Source organism: Propionivibrio pelophilus DSM 12018, from assembly GCF_059569095.1.
Genome location: NZ_JCANUT010000113.1, coordinates 1 through 3,303, shown reverse-complemented (window position 1 = coordinate 3,303; position 3,303 = coordinate 1). Strand labels below are relative to the sequence as shown.

The following is a 3,303-nucleotide window of genomic DNA, read 5'->3' as shown; positions in this document are numbered from 1 at the left end:
AACCTGCCGGGCAACACCGCGGTGGTCGGCGACATGATCGACACGCTGCGCAAAATCGCCGGCGACAAGGTGGCTGACCTCATCGAGATCAAGCCGGAGCCGCGTATCGAGGCGCTGGTCAATTCCTGGCCGGCCCGTTTCAAAAACGACCGCGCGCTGAAGATGGGCTTCTCCGCCGACAAGGATGTCGAATCGATCATCCGCAGCTATATCGAGGACCAAGGCATCAAGGTCTAAGGCGAAGAAAAAGTTCTCTCCTGCAGTGATGGCGCCCCGTTTCGCGACGGGGCGTTTTTTTGTCCCTTGGTTTGACAGGTGCTCATTCGGGCACTACCATTGGTGCTCGAACGAACACCACAGGGCTTGTCATGGTCACCCCGAACAAGGACGACGATTACCTCGACCGCCTGCGCGACTATTACGCCGAGAACCGGCGCATTCCGTCGATGCAGCGCATCGCCGAGCTGATGCAGTTCGCTTCCAAGACGGCGTCGCGCAAGCTGCTGGAACGGCTGGCGGTGGCCGGCTTTGTCCAGCGCACGCCGGACGAGGATGCGTGGATTCCCGCCGGGCGTTTTTTCGAGCGGCCGCTGGCGGGCGGGACGGTGCATGCGGGCTACCCGGACCTGATCGAAGGCGTCGGCGCCGATCCCTTTCTGATCGACGATTATCTCGTGCGCAATCCGTCACGCACGATGATGATCCCGGTGCGCGGCGATTCGATGATCGAGGCAGGTATTCACGACGGCGACATCGTCGCGGTCGAGCGCACTACCGAGGCCCGGCCCGGCGATTTCGTGGTCGCTGTGGTGGACAACGAATTCACCCTCAAGGAACTGGCCGTCGAGGACGGTCAGAATGTGCTTCGGCCGCACAACCCCGCGTATCCGGTGATCCGTCCCACGGGGCGGCTGGAAATTTTCGGCGTGATGGTCGGGCTGGTGCGGCGCGTGCAGCGGTAGATCTCATGAAAACCCATGCTGTGTCCGTCACCCCGGCGCAGGCCGGGGTCCAGGAGGTGTGCCACCGCCTCTGCTGGATTCCGGCTTGCGCCGGAATGACGGTGGTTTTAAGACTTTCCTGTTTGCCATGAGCGCCGCGCTTTCCCTCTCCGACATCCTCGTCCGTCCCGACGTCTGGCGCGGTCGGCTGGCGGGTGCCGAGGTGCCGGCGCTGTCCAGTGGCTTTCCTGCGCTCGATGACGAACTGCCGGGCGGCGGCTGGCCGTGCGGGGCGTTGAGCGAGTTGCTGGCGGATGAAACCGGCATCGGCGAATGCGCCTTGTTGCTGCCGGTGCTGAAAGCGATGCGCGAGGAAGGGCGCTGGTCGGTGTTGATCGCGCCGCCGCACGGGTTGCACGCCCCGGCGTGGGGGGCGGGCGGTGCCGATTGTGCGCGCCTGGCCGTGGTCGCGCCGGCGTCGCGGCGCGATCTGTTGTGGGCGACGGAGCAGGCGCTGGCCAGCGGCGCGGCGGGCGCCGTCGTGTGCTGGGCGAACGCGGTCGATCCCGCCCAGGTGCGCCGCCTGCAGGTTGCGGTGAGCGGACGCTCCACGCTGGCCTTTTTGCTCCGGCCGCGGCGCGCCCGTCCTGAAGCCTCGGCGGCGCCGTTGCGCCTGATGCTTTCTCCGGGCCGACGGGGAATGCTCGGTGTGAACGTGCTCAAGCGGCGCGGTCCGCCGTGCGGCCGGACGCTTTTCCTTGATGTGCCGCGCCCGTTGGCGTGGCGTGAAGACCATGACGCCTCTTTGGCTCGCCCTGCATCTGCCGCATCTGCCTCTCGAAGCCAACGCCCCATTGCCGTCGCCTAGCGCCGTTGTTGAGCACGGCCGTGTCCTGCTCGGAGACGTGGCCGCGCGGCGGGCAGGCATCGAAGCGGGGGTTGGCGTTGCGGCGGCACGGGCGCTGGCGCCCGGCGTGACTCTGCTGGCCCGCCGGCGCGAACAGGAGGACGCCGCGCTGTGCTCGCTGGCCTGCTGGGCCGGCGGCCTGACGCCGCGGGTCAGCCTGGCGCCGCAAACCCTGCTGCTGGAGATCGGCAGCTGTCTGCGCCTGTTCGGCGGGCTGGAGAAATTGTGCGCGGTCGCGGCCGAGGGGATTGCCGCGCAGGGGTTCTGCGCCCGTCTTGCCGTGGCGCCGACGCCTCTCGGCGCCCAGTGGCTGGCGCGGCAGCACACGGATGCGCGTTGCGTCGATGTCGGCCGCTGGCGTGCCGAACTTGACGCGTTGCCGGTGAGCCTGTTGCCCGCCAAGGCAGCGACGGCGCTGGGACGTTTCGGCGCGCGTACCTTGGGCGAGGCGCGCCGTTTGCCGAGCGCCGGGCTGGGCCAGCGCATCGGTGTGGAAAGCCTGCTGCTGCTCGCCCGCGCCTATGGCGAGCAGCCCGATCCGCGCGCCGATTTCGTCTTCCCCGCGCAGTTCGGCCTGCCGTTGCAGCTGCCCGCGGCGGTGGAGACCGCTGCAGCCCTGCTGTTCGCCGCGCGCCGCCTGACCGCCGCGCTGTCCGGTTGGCTGACGACACGCCAGGCCGGCGTGCGCGAGGCGGTGCTGCGCCTCATGCATCGCCGTGACGAGACGCGCCTCCCCTTGCTGTTCGCCGAACCGACCGCCGACAGCGTCCGCTTCGAACGCGTGCTGCGCGAACGGCTGGACCGCCTCGCGCTGGCTGCTCCGGTCGAGGCCTTGAGCCTCGAAGCAACGCAGGTGTCCGCGCTGGCCGGGCGCAACCGTTCATTGCTCGATGAAGTCGCGGGTGGTCCCGCCGGGCAGGAAGACATCGGCGTGCTGTTCGAGCGACTGAGCGCGCGGCTCGGCGACGGGCGGGTGTATCGGATCGCGGCGCACGCCGATCATCGCCCGGAGTGTGCAACCCGCCGGCTCGGCTTGTTTGAAAAGGCGGCACCCTCCGCGACGCCGGTGCCGCCCCGTCCGCTCTGGCTGCTCGATCCACCCGAACCGTTGCCGGAAGTCGACGGCCGCCCGTATCGCCGCGGCCCGCTGCAACTGCTCACCGGGCCGGAGCGCATCGAATCGGGCTGGTGGGACTCGGGGGAGAAGGAGGGAGACGTTCGCCGCGACTATTTCGTCGCCCTGTCGCAAGACGCCGCATGGCTGTGGATCTACCGCGAATGCGCGGCGGGCGGCTGGTTCCTGCACGGGTATTTCTCATGAAGCAAAGCAACGCTCTCTGGCGCAAGGAGAACACAGGCGTCGTCATTCCGGCGAAGGCCAATGGGATGGACTCCTCCCTTGCACCGGCATCGATGTGCCAGACTGGAGTTGTCACCAACCAGTCAAACGAAGGA

General features: G+C 68.2%; 3 protein-coding genes and 1 pseudogene. All 4 read left to right on the top strand.

What is annotated here, in order from left to right; translation table 11 throughout:
• Positions 1-237: pseudogene (locus BO74_RS20770) on the top strand (hypothetical protein); the annotation flags it as partial.
• A gap of 131 nt (positions 238-368) precedes the next feature.
• A complete protein-coding gene (locus tag BO74_RS20765) occupies positions 369-962 on the top strand; it encodes a LexA family protein (RefSeq protein ID WP_496445261.1) in 594 nt (197 codons plus the stop codon).
• Positions 963-1,020: 58 nt separating this feature from the next.
• A complete protein-coding gene (gene imuA / locus BO74_RS20760; protein ID WP_496445259.1) occupies positions 1,021-1,809 on the top strand; it encodes a translesion DNA synthesis-associated protein ImuA in 789 nt (262 codons plus the stop codon).
• Positions 1,736-3,169 carry a Y-family DNA polymerase gene (locus BO74_RS20755; protein ID WP_496445257.1) on the top strand — a complete coding sequence of 478 codons (1,434 nt, stop codon included), beginning with the start codon at positions 1,736-1,738 and terminating at the stop codon, positions 3,167-3,169. The genes imuA and BO74_RS20755 overlap by 74 nt, the downstream gene beginning before the upstream one ends.
• Positions 3,170-3,303 lie beyond the last annotated feature (134 nt).

Coding starts and splice junctions, on each gene's coding strand:
- BO74_RS20765 (WP_496445261.1), top strand. CDS start 369: ATGGTCACCCCGAACAAGGACGACGATTACCTCGACCGCCTGCGCGAC.
- BO74_RS20755 (WP_496445257.1), top strand. CDS start 1,736: ATGACGCCTCTTTGGCTCGCCCTGCATCTGCCGCATCTGCCTCTCGAA.